Source organism: Ralstonia sp. Ralssp110, assembly GCF_047325135.1.
GTDB classification, from domain to species: Bacteria; Pseudomonadota; Gammaproteobacteria; order Burkholderiales; family Burkholderiaceae; genus Ralstonia; species Ralstonia mojiangensis.
In genome coordinates this window covers 3,375,892-3,393,841 of sequence record NZ_CP168610.1, presented here as the reverse complement: position 1 = coordinate 3,393,841, position 17,950 = coordinate 3,375,892, and the positions used below count along the sequence as shown (strand labels likewise).

At 61.9% G+C, this 17,950-nt stretch carries 19 protein-coding genes; 7 read left to right on the top strand and 12 right to left on the bottom strand.

Translation table 11 applies throughout. The features are described 5' to 3' along the window. Positions 1–36: 36 nt before the first annotated feature. The 3 genes from ACEN9T_RS24840 to ACEN9T_RS24830 all read right to left on the bottom strand — a co-directional run bounded on the left by ACEN9T_RS24840 (position 37) and on the right by ACEN9T_RS24830 (position 3,128). A complete protein-coding gene (locus tag ACEN9T_RS24840) occupies positions 37–1,461 on the bottom strand; it encodes a dihydrolipoyl dehydrogenase family protein (RefSeq protein ID WP_413707371.1) in 1,425 nt (474 codons plus the stop codon). A gap of 105 nt (positions 1,462–1,566) precedes the next feature. Beyond that, entirely contained in the window at positions 1,567–2,460 is an 894-nt protein-coding gene (locus ACEN9T_RS24835) for a patatin-like phospholipase family protein (protein ID WP_413707370.1), read from the bottom strand. Next, positions 2,457–3,128: a TetR family transcriptional regulator gene (locus ACEN9T_RS24830; protein WP_092974162.1), complete on the bottom strand. Its 672-nt coding sequence runs from the start codon at positions 3,126–3,128 to the stop codon at positions 2,457–2,459. Before ACEN9T_RS24830 ends, ACEN9T_RS24835 begins: the two co-directional genes overlap by 4 nt. Positions 3,129–3,694: 566 nt before the next feature. Between ACEN9T_RS24830 and ACEN9T_RS24825 the strand changes: the two genes are divergently transcribed. From ACEN9T_RS24825 to ACEN9T_RS24815, 3 genes are read left to right on the top strand one after another with little or no spacing between them, the layout of a single operon-like run. After that, positions 3,695–4,966: an efflux RND transporter periplasmic adaptor subunit gene (locus ACEN9T_RS24825; RefSeq protein WP_413707369.1), complete on the top strand. Its 1,272-nt coding sequence runs from the start codon at positions 3,695–3,697 to the stop codon at positions 4,964–4,966. Positions 4,967–4,981: 15 nt separating this feature from the next. Then, positions 4,982–8,134 carry an efflux RND transporter permease subunit gene (locus ACEN9T_RS24820; protein WP_092974168.1) on the top strand — a complete coding sequence of 1,051 codons (3,153 nt, stop codon included), beginning with the start codon at positions 4,982–4,984 and terminating at the stop codon, positions 8,132–8,134. A 2-nt stretch (positions 8,135–8,136) separates the two neighbouring features. Then, complete coding sequence (locus ACEN9T_RS24815; protein ID WP_092974171.1) at positions 8,137–9,681, top strand: efflux transporter outer membrane subunit; 1,545 nt, start codon at positions 8,137–8,139, stop codon at positions 9,679–9,681. A 33-nt stretch (positions 9,682–9,714) separates the two neighbouring features. On the opposite strand, the gene ACEN9T_RS24810 is transcribed toward ACEN9T_RS24815, so the two are convergent. Further along, on the bottom strand, positions 9,715–10,806 hold the full coding sequence (locus ACEN9T_RS24810) for a DNA topoisomerase IB (RefSeq protein WP_413707368.1): 1,092 nt from the start codon (positions 10,804–10,806) through the stop codon (positions 9,715–9,717). 250 nt (positions 10,807–11,056) lie between these two features. On the opposite strand from ACEN9T_RS24810, the gene rpsU reads away from it, so the two are divergent. Further along, entirely contained in the window at positions 11,057–11,269 is a 213-nt protein-coding gene (gene rpsU / locus ACEN9T_RS24805) for a 30S ribosomal protein S21 (protein ID WP_003262970.1), read from the top strand. A gap of 336 nt (positions 11,270–11,605) precedes the next feature. Then, the gene (locus ACEN9T_RS24800; RefSeq protein ID WP_413707367.1) at positions 11,606–11,857 is read left to right on the top strand and encodes a hypothetical protein; all 252 of its coding nucleotides are present in this window, start codon (positions 11,606–11,608) and stop codon (positions 11,855–11,857) included. Positions 11,858–11,873: 16 nt separating this feature from the next. Here ACEN9T_RS24800 and ACEN9T_RS24795 read toward each other — a convergent pair whose 3' ends face one another. The 7 genes from ACEN9T_RS24795 to ACEN9T_RS24765 form a co-directional block, all read right to left on the bottom strand. Next, a complete protein-coding gene (locus ACEN9T_RS24795) occupies positions 11,874–12,197 on the bottom strand; it encodes a low molecular weight protein tyrosine phosphatase family protein (RefSeq protein ID WP_092974180.1) in 324 nt (107 codons plus the stop codon). Between the two features lie 4 nt (positions 12,198–12,201). After that, the gene (locus tag ACEN9T_RS24790; RefSeq protein WP_413707366.1) at positions 12,202–12,591 is read right to left on the bottom strand and encodes an NUDIX hydrolase; all 390 of its coding nucleotides are present in this window, start codon (positions 12,589–12,591) and stop codon (positions 12,202–12,204) included. A gap of 179 nt (positions 12,592–12,770) precedes the next feature. Beyond that, on the bottom strand, positions 12,771–13,610 hold the full coding sequence (locus ACEN9T_RS24785; protein ID WP_413707365.1) for a DUF3037 domain-containing protein: 840 nt from the start codon (positions 13,608–13,610) through the stop codon (positions 12,771–12,773). Between the two features lie 5 nt (positions 13,611–13,615). Then, complete coding sequence (locus tag ACEN9T_RS24780) at positions 13,616–14,350, bottom strand: HipA family kinase (protein WP_413707364.1); 735 nt, start codon at positions 14,348–14,350, stop codon at positions 13,616–13,618. Between the two features lie 60 nt (positions 14,351–14,410). Beyond that, a complete protein-coding gene (locus tag ACEN9T_RS24775) occupies positions 14,411–14,623 on the bottom strand; it encodes an ECs_2282 family putative zinc-binding protein (protein WP_413707363.1) in 213 nt (70 codons plus the stop codon). Between the two features lie 148 nt (positions 14,624–14,771). After that, positions 14,772–15,509, bottom strand: coding sequence for a hypothetical protein (locus ACEN9T_RS24770; RefSeq protein ID WP_413707362.1), 738 nt, complete (start codon positions 15,507–15,509; stop codon positions 14,772–14,774). Further along, positions 15,506–15,700 (bottom strand): hypothetical protein, encoded by a 195-nt coding sequence (locus ACEN9T_RS24765; RefSeq protein ID WP_316883357.1) that lies wholly within the window; start codon positions 15,698–15,700, stop codon positions 15,506–15,508. The genes ACEN9T_RS24770 and ACEN9T_RS24765 overlap by 4 nt, the downstream gene beginning before the upstream one ends. 560 nt (positions 15,701–16,260) lie before the next feature. On the opposite strand from ACEN9T_RS24765, the gene ACEN9T_RS24760 reads away from it, so the two are divergent. Continuing rightward, positions 16,261–16,920 (top strand): hypothetical protein, encoded by a 660-nt coding sequence (locus ACEN9T_RS24760; protein ID WP_413707361.1) that lies wholly within the window; start codon positions 16,261–16,263, stop codon positions 16,918–16,920. A gap of 26 nt (positions 16,921–16,946) precedes the next feature. Further along, a complete protein-coding gene (locus tag ACEN9T_RS24755) occupies positions 16,947–17,348 on the top strand; it encodes a hypothetical protein (protein ID WP_413707360.1) in 402 nt (133 codons plus the stop codon). A 45-nt stretch (positions 17,349–17,393) separates the two neighbouring features. Here ACEN9T_RS24755 and ACEN9T_RS24750 read toward each other — a convergent pair whose 3' ends face one another. After that, positions 17,394–17,936 (bottom strand): hypothetical protein, encoded by a 543-nt coding sequence (locus tag ACEN9T_RS24750; RefSeq protein WP_316870335.1) that lies wholly within the window; start codon positions 17,934–17,936, stop codon positions 17,394–17,396. Between the last annotated feature and the right edge of the window lie 14 nt (positions 17,937–17,950).

The window sequence follows — 17,950 nt, the reverse complement described above, 5'->3', positions numbered from 1 at the left end:
TTGCAGATCGGGATCAGGAAAATTGAACGAGTGCGCTTACATGCTCAGCATTTCCTCCGCCACCGTTGGGTGCAGGCCGACGGTTGTATGCAGATGCTTGAGCCGTACGCCCATGCGCACGGCCACCGCCAGCGCCTGGATGATCTCTGGCGCGGCGTTGTCGACGATGTGCGCGCCGAGCACGCGTCCGCTGCGCGCATTGCATACCAGCTTGATCAGCGATTCCATGCTCGAGCCCGCAAAACGCTGCTCCAACGAGACGAAGCGGCGCACCACCACGTCGATGCGATCTGCCAACGCGCGTTTGTCGGTGTCCGCTCCGCGTTTGCCCAATTCAGGCCAGCGCGTGCGCGCGTCAGCCTCGGTCAGGCCTACGCAGGCGATCGCCGGATCGCAGAACACGGCCATCGGCACGGTGTTCATGTCGGGCAGCTTGGTGCCTTTGCCGAATAAGCGTTCAGCCACGTAGCGGCCTTGCGCTGCGGCCACGGGCGTCAATTGCAGCGGGCTGCCGCCACAAATGTCGCCCACGGCATGCACGCCGCGGGCGCGCGTGCGGAAATGGCGATCGACCGCGACGCGTCCGTGTGCGTCGAGCGTGACGCCGGCCGCGTCCAGGCCGAGGCCCGCGATGTTCGGCGTGCGGCCGATGGCGCTCAACACACGCTGGGCGCGCAGCACGCGGGGAGTGTCGCTGCCTTCGGTGCTCGCGTAGACGGCCACGCCGCCGCCGTTCACAGCATCGCGTTCGACGCGGACGACGTCGGCGTTTAGGATCAGCTCGACGCCGCAGCCGGCCAGCGACTGCGCAGCGGCCTCGGCCACCGTGACGTCAAATTCAGGCAGCACACGCGTATCGCGCGTCAGCACGGTAACCCGCACGCCAAAGCGTGCCAGCGTAGACGCCATCTCCACCGCAATGACGCCGCCGCCCGCGATGATGAGCGATGCGGGGAGCGTGTCCCAGTCAAACACGTCGTCGGAAGTGCAGGACAGTTCCGTGCCTGGTACGGGAAGCGGCATGGGGCGGGCGCCGGCGGCCAGCACGATCTGGCGTGCCCGCAGCGTGGTCTTGCCGGTATCGGTTTGCAGGCGGACGATGCCGCGGCCGCGCAGCGAGGCCGTGCCGCTCAACCACTGCACGCCGGCATCGGCCAGTTGGGCGAAATGTGCTTCGTGCAGCCGCACGACTTCGGCGCGCGTGCGGGCGATGGCATCGGCCCAGGCGTCGGCGGCGTTGGCGGTGCGCGCGCACCGCGCCACGGTCTGCGACCAGGTGGCGCCGTAGCCAAGCAGCTTCTTCGGCACGCACCCGCGGTTGACGCAGGTGCCGCCAACTTGTGCGCGGTCAATCAGCAGCGCGCGTGCCCCCAGTTGCGCAGATCGGCGCGCAGCCGCGAGCCCGGCCGAACCGGCGCCGATCACGATCAGGTCAAACGCATGTGCAGGGTTTGCGGGCATGAGGTGTCCGTCGAAGAAGCATCGGCCGGACGACCTTGGTGGCACGCCGGCGGGCGCGCCATGCGCAGCAAGCGGCGCGCCCGCCGCCTGTCTTAGAGGAGGAGGTTACGCAGCCACCGCCGTGGCGAACCCGCGTGGAAGTTCGCGCAGGAAGGTTTCGCCGTCATGACGGCCAAGCGCATAGGCGTCGCGCATAGCGCCCGGGCGGGTGTAATCCCAGCTTGAAATGGGAACCTTGCGCGAGGGCTGCACGTAAAAGCGGCGCTGCACGCCGTCGGCCACGGGCACATCCATGCGGAAATACGTCGGCCGCGGGTACAGGCGCGTGACGAGCACCAGCGCGTCGCCGGGCGTGGCGTCCAGCGCGTGCACGGGCACGTTGTCCACCATCCCGCCGTCGAGTACTGGCCGCCCCGCGCGCCGCAGCACTGGCGTGAACGGCGGGGTGGAGGCCGATTGCAGCAGAAGATCCGCAAGATCCTCGGGCGTGGCGCAATCCTGTGCGCGCACGATTTCCGGCGTGAAGCCGAGGCGCTTGCCCAGCGTCGGGTGCAGCGTCTTGCGGACGTGCTTTTCGATGTTGTAGGCAATCAGCCCTGCCGCCACCGCCGACCGTGCGCCCAGCCAGCGCGGGATATGCGCCACGCCGATACGGATCTCGGGCGCCTGCGCCAGCCGCCCGAAGCGACCCTCGCCGAACACCGTCAGCAGCGCCGTGCGGTACATGCCGTAATGCGGAAACACGCGCTCGCCGCGCAGCAGGTTGCCCCAATGGGCGTTGCGGGTGTTCTGACGCAGGGCTTCGCCGTAGTAATCCATCAGCTCGGCCGAATTCCATGCATGCAGCATGCACGCCGTCGATGCGCCGGCCGAGATGCCGGCAATCACGCGCGGCGCCAGGCCCAGTTCGGGCTGCACGACATCCCACCAGCCGGCCTGCCACCAGCAGCGGTTGCCGCCGCCGGCAAAGACCATCTGATCGAACACCGGCGCGTTCATGCCGGAGTCCCCGTGCGGGCGGCCGCGGCCGCTGTCGGCTCTAGCCGCAGCGATGGCGCGTATTTCAGTGTGTCGATGCACGCATCCAGCAGACGCTCGCGCTTGGTGGCGAGGCTGGAGGCATCCGGGTAGAAAAGGTAATCGCCCATGATGCCGTTGAACGTGGCATGGAAATGCGCCACGGCCAGCGGGATATCGAGGTCGGCCGGCAGTTGCCCGCGCCGCGTTGCCTGCTCGATGATGCTCGTCAGGTGGGTCATGCCTTCCTCAAATGATTCTTGTTGGCGCTTGAGGATGGGGCTGGTGTCTTCCACGAACTCGCACTTGTTGAACATGATCTCGAAGACCTTGCGCCAGTGCGCATCTTCCACGAGTTGCCGCAACAGGAAGTTGCCCACCGTGCGCAATTCGCCCAACGGATCATCGGCTTCCACCCCGAGCGGGGTGCACATGGTCTCCATGGGCAGTTTCACGCGCTCGCACATGGCGGCAAAAACATCGGTCTTATTGCGGAAGTGCCAGTAGATGGCGCCGCGCGTCACGCCCGCGGCCTGCGCGATATCCGATAACGATGTGCGTGCCACGCCGCGCGCATAGAACACGTCTTCCGCCGCATCCAGGATGCGGTTACGTGTTTCCAGTGCTTCTTCCTTCGTTCGTCTAACCATGATCTTCCAGAGGAACGCCGTATCACCTGAGTCGACGTTCTTTCGATTGGCTTTTGTGCAATGCACAATTCCAGGCAACGCACTATTGCGCTTCGCACAACGCGGCAGCGGGTCCGTTGGCTGACAATGCTTTGTCGCAGCGCGGTATGCGCCGCACGTTCGCTTGATGCCGTCATTGCTACGAACTCCGGAAAGGTGTCAACGGAGTCCCTATTCGTAACGGCATCACTTACATACATACGCGAACGTATCTATAATAGCGCGCACTCCGTCGCTTGCCCATGGCCGTATGCGCCACATCCAATCCCGGGCACGTGGTCTGGAGCCGACTTCTGTCTGTCGGCAGCCAGTCGGAGATCGACTGCCGATCGCTCCCGCGTCTTAGCATTCTGGTCCGAGTTGTTGCGAGTTCGTCGCAAAGGCCATATCGCATGCCGCGAGATGCAGCTAGCATCGGACGTTTTCGTTTTGTGTTTTTTGGTTTCGCTGACGGTTTGCCGGCGTCGCACTCGTTTGCGCGGCGTGGCGGCACCCGGCATTCCGCTTATCGCCACATGGGGTCATCTATGACGAACACCCGCCGTTATCACCAACTCGCTGCCGCCGCATTCACGGTGGTGGCACTTGCAGCCTGCGGCAACAAGCAGGCACAAGGGCCGGGCGGCGCCGGCATGCCTCCGACCGAAGTCGGCGTTGTGACCGTGCAGCCGCACTCCGTTGGTCTGACCAGCGAGTTGCCGGGCCGCCTGGAGGCCACGCGGGTGGCGCAGGTGCGCGCACGGGTCGCAGGCATTGTGCTCAAGCGCACCTACGCTGAAGGCAGTGACGTGAAGGCCGGCCAGCAGTTGTTCCAGATCGATCCGGCGCAGTATCAGGCGTCGCTCGACAGCGCCAAGGCACAGCTTGCGCGCTCGGAAGCCACGCAAACGCAGGCGCAACTGAAGGCTGAACGCTACAAGCCGCTGGTTGCCACCAACGCCATCAGCAAGCAGGACTACGACGACGCCACCGCCGCCGCCAAGCAAGCCACCGCTGACGTGGCCGCCGCCCGCGCTGCCGTGGAAACCGCCAAGCTGAACGTCGGCTACGCCAGCGTGACTTCGCCCATCTCCGGGCGTGCTGGTCTGGCGCAGGTCACCGAAGGCGCGCTGGTGGGCCAGGGCGAGGCGACGCTGCTGACGACCGTGCAGCAGATCGACCCGATCTACCTGACCTTCACGCAGTCAAGCACCGAAGTGATGCGTCTGCAGCAAGCGCTCAAGGACGGCAAGCTGGCCAAGGCCGGTGGTGATGCAGCCAAGGTCACGCTCGTGACGGAAGACGGCCGCGCCTATGCACAGTCGGGCAAGCTCTACTTCTCGGACCTGACAGTGGACCCGGCCACGGGCACGATCACGTTGCGCGCAATTGTTCCGAACGTCGATCGCACGCTGCTGCCGGGCATGTACGTACGCGCCCGCCTGGAGCAGGCTGTGGACGAGCAGGCGATCACGGTGCCGCAACAAGCAGTGACGCGCAGCCCGGACGGCGCCTCGGTCATGGTGGTCGACGAGAAGGGCATGGCTGCAGTGCGCCAAGTCCAGGCCGATCGCTCGACCGGTACGGAATGGATCGTCGCCAGCGGCCTGAAGGCAGGCGACAAGGTGATCGTCGACGGTTTGCAGAAGGTTCATCCGGGCGCACCGGTCAAGGCTGTGCCGTGGCAGCCGATGTCGGCAGGCCAGGGCAAGGGCCCGCAAGGTCAGGGCGGCCAGGGTGGCGGCGCCGCACCCGCTTCGGCGGCCAGCGCCCCTGCTGCAAGCACTCCCGCTGCCAGCGCACCGGCAGCCAAGCAGTAAACAAGGAGCCATCGCATGGCAAAGTTTTTTATCGATCGCCCGGTCTTTGCCTGGGTGCTCGCGCTGTTCATCATCCTTGCTGGGGCGATTTCGATCACCCAGCTGCCGATCTCGCAGTACCCGACCATCGCGCCGCCGTCCGTCATCATCACGGCAACGTATCCGGGCGCCAACGCGAAGACGCTGGACGAATCCGTCACCAGCATCATCGAGCAGGAAATGAACGGTGCGGACGGCCTGCTCTATATGGAGTCGGTCAGCCAGGGCGGTAACGGCCAGGCGCAGATCACCGTGACGTTCAAGGCCGGTACCGATCCGGCACTGGCGCAGGTGGACGTGCAGAACCGCTTGAAGCGCGTGGAAGCTCGGTTGCCTTCTGCGGTGACGCAGCAGGGCGTGCAGGTCGACAAGGCCCGCTCGAACTTCCTGCTGTTTGCCACGCTGGCATCCACCGACGGCAAGATGGACCCGGTCGCACTGGGTGACTACATCTCACGCAACGTGCTGAATGAAATCAAGCGCGTGCCGGGTGTGGGTCAGGCCATCCTGTTCGGTACGGAACGCGCCATGCGCGTCTGGATCGATCCGGCCAAGCTGGTCGGCTACAAGCTGACGCCCACGGATGTCTACAACGCTATCCGCGCACAGAACGCGTTGGTCTCGGCCGGTACGATCGGCGATCTGCCGTCTGTCTCCGATCAGCCCCTCGCAGCAACGGTCGTGGTGGAGGGCCAGCTCACGACCACTGAGCAGTTCGGCAACATCGTGCTGGTGGCCAAGCCTGACGGTTCGCTGGTGCGCGTGAAGGACGTTGCACGCCTGGAACTGGGCGGCCAGACTTACTCGACCTCTGCGCGGATCAACGGCCAGCCGATCTCGGCCATTGGTGTGCAGCTCTCGCCCACGGGTAACGCTCTGGGTACGGCCAAGGCCGTGAAGGCCAAGCTGGAAGAGCTCTCGAAGTACTTCCCGGCGGGCGTGGAATACAAGGTGCCGTACGACACCTCCAAGTTCGTCCAGATCTCGATCGAGGAAGTGGTCAAGACGCTGTTCGAAGCCATGGTGCTGGTGTTCCTGGTGATGCTGCTGTTCCTGCAGAACATCCGCTACACGCTGGTGCCGTCGATCGTGGTGCCAATCTCGCTGCTGGGCGCGTTTGCCGTCATGAACGCGATGGGTTTCTCGATCAACGTGCTGACGATGTTTGGCCTTGTGCTGGCGATCGGTATTCTCGTTGACGATGCGATCGTGGTGGTGGAAAACGTCGAGCGGATCATGGCCGAAGAAGGCCTGCCCCCGCGTGAAGCCACCCGCAAGGCCATGGGCCAGATCACGGGCGCCATCATCGGTATTACGCTGGTGCTGATGGCCGTGTTCATCCCGATGGCGTTCTTCTCGGGCTCCGTGGGCGCGATCTATCGCCAGTTCTCGCTGTCGATGGTGTCGTCGATCTTCTTCTCGGCGCTCATGGCGCTGACGCTCACGCCGGCACTGTGCTCGACACTGCTCAAGCCGATCGAGAAGGGTTCGCACCACGAGAAGAAAGGCTTCTTCGGCTGGTTCAACCGCATGTTCAGCACGACCACGAACCGCTATCAAAGCTTCGTGGAGCGCATGCTGAAGAAGACCTTCCGCTACATGGTGATCTACGCTGCGCTGATCGCTGCGGTGGTGCTCCTGTTCCTGCGCCTGCCGTCTTCGTTCCTGCCGACCGAAGACCAGGGCTACATCGTGACCAACATCCAGTTGCCGCCGGGTGCATCGGCCAACCGCACGCTGGAAGTGATCAAGCAGGTCGAGAACTACTACAAGCAGGAAAAGGCGGTCGAGAACATTGTGGCCGTGCAGGGTTTCAGCTTCTCGGGTAACGGCCCGAACGCCGGTATCGTGTTCACCCCGTTCAAGGACTGGAGCGAGCGTAAGGGCAAGGATCAAACTGCTGATGCCGTGGCCGGCCGTGCCTTTGGTGCGCTGTTTGGTGGTATTCGCGATGCGATCGTGTTCCCGCTGAACCCGCCGCCGATTCCGGAACTGGGCAATGCCACCGGCTTTACCTTCCGTCTGCAGGATCGTGCCGGCCTGGGGCATGACGCTCTGATGGCCGCTCGCAATCAACTGATGGGGATGGCGGCGAAAAGCAAGATCATTACTGGCATGCGCCCGGAAGGTCTGGAAGATTCGCCGCAGTACCAGGTGGATATCGACCGCGAGAAGGCCAACGCGCTGGGTGTCTCGTTCACCGACATCAACGCTGTGCTGTCGACAGCGCTGGGTTCGGCGTACGCCAACGACTTCCCGAACTACGGTCGTCAGCAGCGTGTGATCGTGCAAGCGGACAAGATCAACCGCATGCAGCCCGAAGACATCATGAACCTGTACGTGCGCAACGCGCAGGGCAACATGGTGCCGATGTCGACGTTCGCCAAGGGCCATTGGATCGTCGGCCCGGTGCAGCTCGTGCGCTACAACGGCTATCCGGCTGTTCGCCTTTCGGGTGCGGCCGCGCCGGGTGCCAGCTCGGGTGATGCCATGGCCGAGATGGAGCGCCTGGCTGCCAAGCTGCCGGCTGGTATCGGCTACGAATGGACGGGCCAGTCGCTGCAGGAAAAGGCCTCGGGCTCGCAGGCGCCGGCGCTGTATGCGCTGTCGCTGCTGGCGGTGTTCCTGGTGCTGGCGGCGCTGTATGAAAGCTGGTCGATCCCGGCGGCGGTGATTCTGGTGGTGCCGCTGGGTGTGCTTGGCGCACTGCTGGGCGTGACGCTGCGCGCGATGCCCGATGACGTTTACTTCAAGGTCGGCCTGATCGCGGTGGTGGGCTTGTCCGCCAAGAACGCAATTCTGATCATCGAGTTTGCGAAGGACTTGCAGGCGCAAGGCAAGGGCCTGATCGAGGCGACGCTGGAAGCCGTGCACCTGCGGTTCCGCCCGATCATCATGACGTCGTTCGCCTTCATCCTTGGCGTGCTGCCGCTGGCGATTGCCACCGGCGCCAGCTCTGCCAGCCAACGCGCCATCGGTACCGGCGTGATGGGCGGGATGATCACCGCGACGGTGCTGGCCGTGGTGCTGGTGCCTGTGTTCTTCGTGGTGGTCCGCCGCATCTTCAAGGGCAGCGAGCGCCAACGCCGCCTGGATGCCGCGCACCGTCCGCTGGACGAGGAAATCTGAACATGCAGAAAACGATGACCTTTCGAACCCCCGCGCTGCTGCCGGCGCTCCTGCTGGCTGCCGGCGTACTGTCCGGCTGCTCGCTGGCGCCGACGTACGAGCGCCCGGATGCTCCGGTAACGAGCACCTATCCGCAGGCACCGGCCGGCTATGCCGTGCCGGCAGACTCTGCCAAGCCCGGCGAGAACGCCCCGCGCGCGACCGAACTGGGCTGGCGCGAGTTCTTCCCCGATGCGCGCCTGCAGAAGCTGATCGGCCTTGCGCTTGAGAACAACCGCGACCTGCGCGTGGCCATGCTCAACGTCGAGGCGGCGCGTGCGCAGTACCGCCTGCAGATCGCCGACCTGCTGCCGCCGGTCAACGCATCTGCCACGTACACGCGCAGCCATACGCCGCCGTCGATCTCAACCACCGGCGGCGACATCTACACCAAGCAGTACCAGCTTGGCGTGGGTATCAGCAACTACCAGGTGAACCTGTTCAGCGTGGGCGACGTTACGTCGTCCGCGCGTGCGAGCTATCTGGCGACGGACGAAGGCAGGCGTGCCGCGCAGATCAGCCTGATCTCGCAGGTGGCGAAGGCCTACCTGAACGAGCGCGCCTACGCCGAGCAGCTGGACCTGGCACAGCAGACCCTGAAGGGCCGCGAGGATTACTACAAGCTCGCCAAGCAGCGGTTTGACGTCGGCGCTTCGTCGGCGCTGGACCTGCGCCAGACCGAGACGTTGGTGGAGTCGGCCCGCGTGTCGGTGGCTCAGCTCACGCGCCAGTACGCCCAGGCGACCAACGCCCTGGTGGTGCTGGTCGGCGCTCCCTTGCCGGCCGACCTGCCCACGCCGACCACGGTGTCGTCGGAAAAGATCGTCGCTGACATTCCGCCCGGTGTGCCCTCGGAACTGCTGGAGCAGCGCCCGGACATTCGCCAGGCCGAGCAGAAGCTGATTGCCGCCAACGCCAACATTGGCGTGGCGCGTGCGGCGTTCTTCCCGAGCATCGGGCTGACGTCGAATATCGGTACGGCCAGCACGGCGCTGCACGATCTCTTCAAGAGCGGAACGGGGCTTTGGTCGTTCGTGCCGAACTTGACGCTGCCGATCTTCAACTGGGGCACCAACATCTTCAACCTGGACTTGACCAAGACCAACCAGAAGATCGCGGTTGCCAACTACGAGAAGACGATCCAGACCGCGTTCCGCGAGGTGTCCGATGCCCTCGTGGCGCGCGGCACGCTGGAAGAGCAGGTAGCCGCGCAGAAGCGCTTCCGCGATGCGACGGCCGATCGCCTGACGCTGTCCGACCAGCGCTATCGCAACGGCGTGTCGAGCTTCCTCGACGTGCTCGACGCACAGCGCGATCTGTTCAGCGCCGACCAGACGCTGGTGCAGACGCGCCTGGCGCGCCTGACCAACGCCATCGATCTGTACACGGCGTTGGGTGGCGGTCTGCAGGAACACAGCACCACCGTGGCCGCACAGCAGGCTCAGCCGACGGCTGCGCCGGGCGTTGCGCCCGTCACACCGGACATGACGCCGCAGCAATCGAAGTAAATTCGCGTCTGTTCGCTCGAAAGCCCGCCTTGTTCAGGCGGGCTTTTTTTCGCCCGTGCCCTTTGCGCTGGCAGTGTGTTCGAGAAATCGAAGCAGGGCCACTTCTTCGCGTCGCAGGCCCTTGCGCGCGCGGGTCGGGGGCAGTGCTTCCAGCTCGCCGGCCAGGAAGGCGTCCACCACGGCCGGATGCACATAGCACTTGCGGCAGACGGCCGGCGTGTTCCCCAGGCGTTGGGCCACGGCAGCAACGGCTTCCACCACCTGCCGGCGCGCCTCGGTAACGCTCGCCGAGGTGCGCCCGCGCAACAGATCCAGCGCGAGCACGCTGCCGGCCCAGGTGCGGTAGTCCTTTGCCGTGAAATCCGCGCCGGTAATCTCTTGTAAGTATGTATTCACATCCGTGGAATCAACCACACGGCGCTCGCCAGCTTCGTCGACGTATTGGAACAACTCCTGCCCCGGAAGATCGACGCAGCGCCGAATGATGCGCGCCAGGCGCGGGTCCGATACCGACACGTCGTGCTCCACGCCACTCTTGCCGCGAAACTGAAAGCGCACCGTGTTGCCGTGCACCTCCACGTGGCGATTGCGCAGCGTCGTGAGCCCGTATGAGCGGTTGTCGCGCGCATACGCTGCGTTGCCCACGCGCACTAGCGTCACGTCCAGCAGAAAGACCACCGTCGCCAGCATCTTCTCGCGCGACAGGCCGGGCGCCGCCAGGTGGGCGGTGATCGCCTCACGCACGCGCGGCAGCGCTGCCCCGAAGGCCAGCAGCCGCCCATATTTGTCGGCATCGCGAAAAGCGCGCCAGTCGGCGTGATAGCGATATTGCTTGCGCCCACGCGCGTCGCGCCCTGTCGCCTGCAAATGGCCGCCCGCGTGGGGGCAGATCCATACGTCGGTATAGGCCGGCGGAATCGCCAGTTTGTTGATGCGCGCAATGACCGCCGGATCGCGGATGCGCTCGCCGCGCGTATCGAAATAGACGAAGCCGCCGCGCAGCCGGCGCCGGGTGTAGCCCGGGCGCGTGTCGTCCACATAGCGCAGCCGTTCGGGCAGCGCTTCGGCAGGGGGCGGTGCGCTTGTGGCAACCAACCCAGGCGCAGACTTGGGAACGCGTTCCACGATAGAAGTCAGGAGGGATGCTCGCGCTTGAGCAAGCGGCGTTCCTCTTCCGTTCGCATTCCGATGGTTGGCCGCCCCATGGCGTAGTATCGAGGCCACGCATCTGCACAAAATTGCGGCAGGAAATGGCCTTTCCGCCACAATCGGAAGTGCCTTGCATCGGTAAACAGATTCAACTACACTGCACGCCCTCTGGGCGGTATATAATCCGCTGTTTCGCCGTCCACCCGAATATTGAGCAAGGGACCCGATGACCACCATCCGTCTGAAAGAAAACGAGCCGGTCGAAGTTGCGCTGCGCCGCTTCCGCCGTGAAATCGAGCGCACTGGCCTGATCAAGGAACTGCGCGCCCGCACCGCTTACGAAAAGCCGACGACCGAGCGCAAGCGCAAGAAGGCTGCTGCCGTGTCGCGTACGCGTAAACGCCTGCGTTCGCAAATGCTGCCGAAGAAGCTCTACTAATCGCGCGATTGTTTCGGTAGCACCAATCGGGTGCTGCCGCTGGCGGTGTGAAGTCAATCGACCTCCGTTCCGCTGAGCTTGGTTTGTAGCGCCTAGCGCGTACCGGAAGCCTTTCCGGATTCAACCAACGCTCCACTCCCCGATACAGAAGCTAGCAAGATGCGGTTGATGGCCTGTGCGCCATTGTCCGCCGCTTCGGTGCGCTCAGCGCGCCCTTCTCTGTTGCAAACGACATCCGCCAGCGGTAATTGACCGGCTGGCTGTTGGCGTTTGTTGCGCCGATTCTGCGTGGGAGTACAGTGGCATGCGTCCTTTCACACGTGCTCTCAGACAACGATGCCTACCAATTCCAACGAATACTGGTTCCCTGCCAAACGCTACGGCTGGGGATGGGGCTTGCCTTCGCGTTGGCAGGGCTGGATGGTGCTCGCCATCTATGCCGTACTGCTGGTGGCGGGCATCGTCGGGCTGCACCCAGGGCGCACGCAGTCGAGCTTTGCGTTGTACGTGCTGGGCGTGACAGCGCTGCCGGTGCTGGTTTGCTGGTGGAAGGGCGAGCCACCGCGCTGGCGTTGGGGCAAGGATTGAACGGTTTGCTTACCAATCAACTGCGCAGATACGGGCCAACCCGTTTCTCCAGCAAGGCGACGAGTTCCGGCTGCATGAACGCGTAGTCGTCGAGAATACCCAGGCACACCACGCGCTTGCCGCGTAACCGCGAACCAAACCGTTGGGACAGGCGTCGCTGGTGGCTGCGTTCCATGACAAAAATCACCTCAGCCCAGTCGAGCTGATCGGCGTCGAGTTGCACGTCTGCGTCGGGAGCCAAGCCCGCTGAATCTGTCTCGACGTTTGGCCACTTGGCGAAGACCACTTCCGCCGTCGGGCTACGCAGCCGATTGCGGCTGCAGATGAAGAGCACACGCATCGGGCTAAACCGGTGCCTCCGGCGTTGCCGCAATCGATGCCCGATAGCCCTTCGGCAAATTCATCGGCAACGCGTCGGGCGCAAACAGCCCAAGGCGCTTGTGCTCATGACTGACGATGGGTTCAAACGGGCCCGCCAGCGCGCACGCATACGTGGCAACGAACACATGCTTGCCCGGCACGACTTCAAACAGATACGTGTCGATCGGAGCGCGCACCTCCACCTGCAGGTTCAGCTCTTCAGCAATCTCACGTGCAAGGCATTCGACGGGGGATTCGCCGAGTTCAATACGGCCGCCGGGCAACTCCCATTCTTCGCGCTCATTGAGCAGCAGGACGATCTCGCCGGTGGGCGCGTGCAGGACGCCCTTGATGGAGACGGGGTAAGCAGACATGGTGCTCACTTCGATGCAGAACCTAGTGATGTTCTGTAGATGGCTTGGTTAAGCTATTCTTGGCGCCATCAGCTTCTGTTGTGTACTAACTTGTGTACTAAAAATAAGGGGCTAGCGGCAGAGGCCGATGAAAAAAGCCCGACATGTTCGTCGGGCTTGGCGTGTTCGCTTTATGTAGCTTAGGCAGTCGCGAACCGGAGAATCTCTGCTTGTTCTGCGGACGGCACGACTCGAATGTTTTCCTGCTCAAGTTCCGCTACGACTTCCGCATATGCGCCATGCCGTGCAGCGAAGCTCTGGTTGGGCTCTTCGGCAGCAATCAGCAGTTCGCCGCGAAGAGCGCCAATTTTTCTCAGTTTTTTCACCTTGCCTAGCCAGTCCCACCCATGGTCATAGATCCGCATCGGCTCAGGCTGCGCTAGATCAAGCGGTTTGATCACGCGTAGCGGTCGGCCTCGAGCATCCATTTTCACAAACGGGAAGCGCGCGTGGTACGAATCATTCCCGAGACGCTGTTCGCGATAGACAGAAGTCAGATCGGCTGCCCGCAACATTGCATGCACGCGCTTCTCCACTTCGCGTTCTTGGTACGCTCGAGTCACAAAGGCGCGACCGATGTACCTAGCGTAGAGGTCATTCAGCGCCTCAGCCGGGTCCTCTGCCACGAATCCGCGGGAATCCGCGATTTGAATGATTGCTTCCCGAGTGCGTGTGAGTTCATTAAACGCGAAGTCAGCGAACGAGCGATTCGAAGCAGCGAGTCCTTCGCCCGCAAACGAGCGCTCCACTGCTTCCTTGATACGCTCAAGCTCGTCTAGAAAGGTCTTTCTGGCATTCTTGAAGATGTGAGCGTCCAACTCACCAAAGAACGTGGTGATTCTCGAGAGCCCTCGCTCCATCATCCGGAACCCGAAGTACTTAGCGCTCGGCGCGACAAGAACCACGCCAATGTTTGCGAACTCTTCAGTCTCAGCGTACGGGAGGAAACGGATGATAGCGTAACGACATGCGTGTTTCATGATCGCTATCCCCAAAAATCGGGACGTGTAAAGCGTGCCAAAGTGGTTTCAATAAAGGTGCGGTCAATATCTGCTGGAACGCCATCCCCAGCCCACCACCACTCGTCCGGCATCCGGTCCCAGGCGACATCTAGCGACCCATGCGCTTGCGCACACTTTTGCTCGATCCTCTGGCGGATGATCCAGTCGCTATATACCGTGTCCCATTGTGCCGCAAAAACGTGGTTCGAGCGAAATACCTCAACGTCGAAGGCGGTATCGAACGCTAGATTGTGATCTATGACTGACACGTCAGTGTCTCGTGCGCTCCACAATAGGTTGGGGTTGCCTCCGAACGCCGTTAGCTGTCGATCCTGGTTCAGAATCCACCAGTCGAACGCCAAAAGATCCTGCTGTAAGCCAAGCGGTACCTTTTCTATGTTGGACAGGGAGAACTCCAACGTAAAGGGAATTGCCGCGGAGCCAAACGCGAGGCCCGTCCCAAGCTCTCGCCACGCAGGGGGGGAGATGGCAATCAATGGCTCTGGTACATCAACGACTGCAAAGGGGGCTACCGGCAATCCGAATTCTCTAGCCAGCGTGCAGCCGATCCATTCGCAAATTTGAGCGCGACGACCTGCATGCCTTCCTTTGACGAAGTAAATGTTTCCGTCATCTCCTCGGCAGCGGAAAGGCATAGTTGCACCCTGTACGGCACGCCCTAAGATTTCCACAATTGTGACAACGGCCCCGTTGATCATCTGGCTGAGAGCGGGTTAGTCAGCTGGGAGCGCTACTGCAATTCGTCGGAAAGGTCGCTATCAGCGAAATTTCCGGAGGGCTTCATCAAGCATCGAGTTAACTTTCTCCTTCGCTGCATCAACGGCGGTTTTCTTCAACTCCCCGTACGTGCCGGCCTTCGCTCCGCACCCGCTACACGCGATTTCGAGAGAGTCTGCCGCGTCATCAGGCCATGACAGCTTTGTGCCGCAGGTTTTGCACGTGAACGAGATAGAGATATGGTCTTTGGCCATTTTGCGGAAGAGAAAATTAGCGGGTCACAAAGCTACTTGCTGCCTTTGTCGCAATGGGCAGGTGTTGTTGTGCAATCGGCCTGCTTCGCCACGCATACTGTCGCACAAATCTAGCCAACTATCTTTGTGGATAGACATCCGGGGGCCTCTATTTGTCGCAGTTAACGTTGTCCAACGACGTGCTCTCAACGACGCGACCACCCTTCTCGCCATCGGCCACCATCACCACCGCATCCTTTGTCATAAGCGCGATGAGCTTGTCGTTGCGCTCGATGACGTGGCCCTGCAGCGCAGCTCCGTCCCCCAATTTGATGGTGGTTGGCGCGGCCCCTGCGCGAACTTGGCACGCCTGTGTTTTGAATAGCTGTTCGCCCTCATAGTTGGCTCCGAGAATCCATAAAGCGGCGGGCGAGATCAGAACCGCGTAGTAGAACAACGCGGAGCTAAGCAGAATCACTCCCGGTGCAGCGGCGGGGCCATCCAACTCGAACCTCGCCCCGAACCAGCCTCTCACGCGTATTACCCAAAGATCGAAGCGACCTGGTTCGGGTGGTTCGAGACGCTTGATTCGCACGGAAGTCACGAACCAGAGACCCCCGTACGCGGCGATTGCTGCTGCCGCCCAAATCCAACATCGATATGCGCCGCAGAATCCGAGCAACGCCATGCTTTGAGCGGACAGGGAGGCGATTCCTCTGGGGTAGTGCGCTGCGTTCCAATACCCCATCATGAAGACTTCCCCGGCCATCCAGGCTTGGATTCCGAGAAAAGCCACAGCCCCCGCTACAAGCTTGAGCGGATCAAATGAGGCGGGCCATTTGCGTGTGGGTCGTCCTTGAGGGGCCGTCGCGATCTGCGCGGCGCTATCAGATGGAACGTCTTTCATTTACGAGCCGCTGGCCAATCGGACAGCGCAAACACCCAGATGGTGATGACGTTGACCAGGGGAACGAGCATCAGAAGCGCCCACCCGGACGAATAGCCCGCTTTCCTGGCGATCAATCCGGCCGGCAGCAAATAGACAAACAAAAGCACCAGCAGCACGATGAGCCAGTGCCAAATGCTGAATGAACCCATATATCCCTCACTCTAGTTGTTGGTGTGTCGGCATCTGTCCGTGCCTGCGATAGCCTGCGAAGACTGACGCAACCAGGCCACCCCACGATAGAAGGGAGCTACGCCGACGCCGCGATGCGAGATGTTGATGTAGCGCCGTTTCGTGGGTTTGACTCAGATCAGATGTAAAAAACTCTTCGCACGAAACTTCCACTGCATCCGGCAGGATTGCTCCTAGGCCGCACGGCCACATAAAAACATCCTGGGAGGAGTTCAATATGCGAGCCATCGCAGCAATCATCGCCTGCGCGTTTATCGCTTTCGCGCTGCCGGCAGAAGCCAGGGGCAAGGGTGGTAGCCGCCCGTCCTATTCAGGCAGCAAGCACACCAGCAGCCATGGCGGCTCCTACGCTGGTGGCAGTGGGTCATCGCACAAGGGGGGCTCATATCGGAATAGCCGTTCGGGCGACCGATATGGGAAGCACGGAGGGTGACCTCCTTTGTCCGGTACAACAACATTTAGCGACGGCGGCGAGCCCCTTTGCGGGTGAGCCGCATGACCACAAACGCTTCACCGCAACATGCAACTCGAAGAGTCCAACCAGTCCCCCTGGAAAAGCGCTGCGATCCTGATCCTACTGGCCGCAGCATTCATCCTTGCAACAGAGGGGTGGGAGAGGGTGCGCCAAAAGCAGCAAATTGCTCGCGGTGTCGAGCAAGCAAAAGCGAAAATTGATGCTCTGAGGGAAAAAGCGGCGCGAGAGCACCCGAACGAAGATCCTGTTACTGCGTTGCAGACTGTCGCTGCCGAAGAGGCAACAAAGCGCATCAACGGATTAAGCGGCGCAAACAAGGTGGCGTCTGCTGCCTCCAGTTTTCTCGGTTTCTATCTGATGAACGTAAAGGGGCGTGAGGAATACTGTTCGCAGTTTGCGGTGAACTTGTCTCGGTGGGTGGCTGCATTTCAAAGTGCAAACGCGGCTCCGTATCTGAAAGCGCGTGCCGTATATGAATCGTACAGATACCCCATATCTAAGGCCGAAGAGACGCTCTACACGTCGCTGCACTTGGAGATCATGAAATTCGTAGAGGAAGACATGAACTCCGTTGCTCATGCCAATGGTGTCCCCACGAAGGGCGCGTGTGAGCTGCTCAATAGTCATGCAGACGAGATCGCGAGCAACATTCAGTTCTCCAAGGTTTTGCCCGTAGCCAACGGTGCCCTCATGGAGGGCAAGTGACGAACCACGTCAGCGGCGGAGTTCCTATGCAAGCTCGACGCCACGTCAAAGCCATTCTCTGGTTCTTTCTGTACGGAGCCTTGTGTGCGACGGCCGCCGCGCAGAACGATCGGACCATCAGCGATCCAATCGAGTTGAGCAAGCTACTCCATTCGATCCCGGCCTACCGTAGCGATTTGGCCAGCAGGTTCACGGCTGGTGGAATGACGGTCAAGAGCGTATGGATAAACAAGCTGACGCGGGATGATGTTGCGGAAGACCCGCAACGCTATGCACTCGGAGATATTGAGTTGCACTTCTTCACGGACAAGCCTGACGTACGAGACTGCAGGATTTTGGGTTCGCCCGTGATCCTCAAGCGGGGTCGCCGCTATATTGCTCAGGATCGAACGGGCGGTTGGCTGCTCACTGGTAAGTGCGATTTCTAGCGAACCGCTCGATGTGAACACGCCGGATGGCCGCCATAGCGCGAATCACAAGGTGGTATCTCGCGTAGACGTGGGTTTGGCTTTCCTGTCTTGCGCCGGAACAGACAACGCGCCCCGCATCAGGGTAGAGATGGCTGTCGACGCCCCCTTCAGCGAAAAGCGATAGACCTTGAACTGTCCGTCCACAAGGCCAACGGCGATACCAACGATGGGCGAGCCGTTGGCGATGGAGTCCATCAAATCCGGATTGCTGATTTGCGCTCTGTACATTGGCTGCCCCTGAACCTGGACTCGCCCGCTGCATTGCAAAGTTAGCGAAGCCGTACCCTGGTTCGAATTCACAAGCGCTGCTGCACTTACTCCTTCATCGCAGCCAGTTTGGGTAACCAGGTACCAGTAGCAGACCGCGTTGGCAGGATCACACCCTTTGATGAGCATGCCGCCACTGTCGTTGAGCGTGCCTGCATAGAGTTGCCCATCGGCAGTGGAGCCCAGTGACCAATCACCGATAGTCGCCCCGGCTCCAGAGTAAGCTGGAGCACATGCCATACAAGTCAATGTCGCGGCGAGAAAACGGAAGAAGCGCACGAGCGTCTCCTCAT

Coding starts and splice junctions, on each gene's coding strand:
- ACEN9T_RS24770 (WP_413707362.1), bottom strand. CDS start 15,509: ATGAAAGACGTTCCATCTGATAGCGCCGCGCAGATCGCGACGGCCCCT.
- ACEN9T_RS24815 (WP_092974171.1), top strand. CDS start 8,137: ATGCAGAAAACGATGACCTTTCGAACCCCCGCGCTGCTGCCGGCGCTC.
- ACEN9T_RS24835 (WP_413707370.1), bottom strand. CDS start 2,460: ATGAACGCGCCGGTGTTCGATCAGATGGTCTTTGCCGGCGGCGGCAAC.
- ACEN9T_RS24790 (WP_413707366.1), bottom strand. CDS start 12,591: ATGTCTGCTTACCCCGTCTCCATCAAGGGCGTCCTGCACGCGCCCACC.
- ACEN9T_RS24840 (WP_413707371.1), bottom strand. CDS start 1,461: ATGCCCGCAAACCCTGCACATGCGTTTGACCTGATCGTGATCGGCGCC.
- rpsU (WP_003262970.1), top strand. CDS start 11,057: ATGACCACCATCCGTCTGAAAGAAAACGAGCCGGTCGAAGTTGCGCTG.
- ACEN9T_RS24755 (WP_413707360.1), top strand. CDS start 16,947: ATGCAAGCTCGACGCCACGTCAAAGCCATTCTCTGGTTCTTTCTGTAC.
- ACEN9T_RS24780 (WP_413707364.1), bottom strand. CDS start 14,350: ATGATCAACGGGGCCGTTGTCACAATTGTGGAAATCTTAGGGCGTGCC.
- ACEN9T_RS24765 (WP_316883357.1), bottom strand. CDS start 15,700: ATGGGTTCATTCAGCATTTGGCACTGGCTCATCGTGCTGCTGGTGCTT.
- ACEN9T_RS24830 (WP_092974162.1), bottom strand. CDS start 3,128: ATGGTTAGACGAACGAAGGAAGAAGCACTGGAAACACGTAACCGCATC.
- ACEN9T_RS24825 (WP_413707369.1), top strand. CDS start 3,695: ATGACGAACACCCGCCGTTATCACCAACTCGCTGCCGCCGCATTCACG.
- ACEN9T_RS24775 (WP_413707363.1), bottom strand. CDS start 14,623: ATGGCCAAAGACCATATCTCTATCTCGTTCACGTGCAAAACCTGCGGC.
- ACEN9T_RS24820 (WP_092974168.1), top strand. CDS start 4,982: ATGGCAAAGTTTTTTATCGATCGCCCGGTCTTTGCCTGGGTGCTCGCG.
- ACEN9T_RS24785 (WP_413707365.1), bottom strand. CDS start 13,610: ATGAAACACGCATGTCGTTACGCTATCATCCGTTTCCTCCCGTACGCT.
- ACEN9T_RS24800 (WP_413707367.1), top strand. CDS start 11,606: ATGCCTACCAATTCCAACGAATACTGGTTCCCTGCCAAACGCTACGGC.
- ACEN9T_RS24795 (WP_092974180.1), bottom strand. CDS start 12,197: ATGCGTGTGCTCTTCATCTGCAGCCGCAATCGGCTGCGTAGCCCGACG.
- ACEN9T_RS24760 (WP_413707361.1), top strand. CDS start 16,261: ATGCAACTCGAAGAGTCCAACCAGTCCCCCTGGAAAAGCGCTGCGATC.